The sequence below is a fragment of the Thermoflexus sp. genome (genome assembly GCF_040289485.1).
Lineage (GTDB): Bacteria > Chloroflexota > Anaerolineae > Thermoflexales > Thermoflexaceae > Thermoflexus.
This window is the reverse complement of record NZ_PSLG01000104.1, coordinates 1-235: the sequence shown is the minus strand read 5'-3', so window position 1 is coordinate 235 and position 235 is coordinate 1. Positions and strand designations below refer to the sequence as shown.

Annotated in this window: 1 protein-coding gene; it reads right to left on the bottom strand. The window is 70.6% G+C overall.

The window, feature by feature from the left end:
• Positions 1-235: ABC transporter permease subunit (locus tag C4313_RS11215; protein ID WP_503012469.1), on the bottom strand; the 235-nt coding region annotated here is incomplete at both ends.

Here is a 235-nt window from a genome sequence, read left to right as displayed (position 1 = left end):
TAGATGAGGGCGGCGACCCCCACCAGTGCACCCGTCACCGTGTACACCACGAGGGTGATCCGCGTGAGGTCGAGGCCCGCCAGCCGGGCAGCCTCAGCGTTCCCCCCCACGGCGTAAATGTGGCGGCCGAGGGGGCGCGCGGAGGTCAGGTAGACGAAGACCGCGGTGAGGGCGAGGGCGATCCACGTCGCCACCGGCACGTGGAGCAACGTTCCCAGACCCAGAGGCTGGAGGG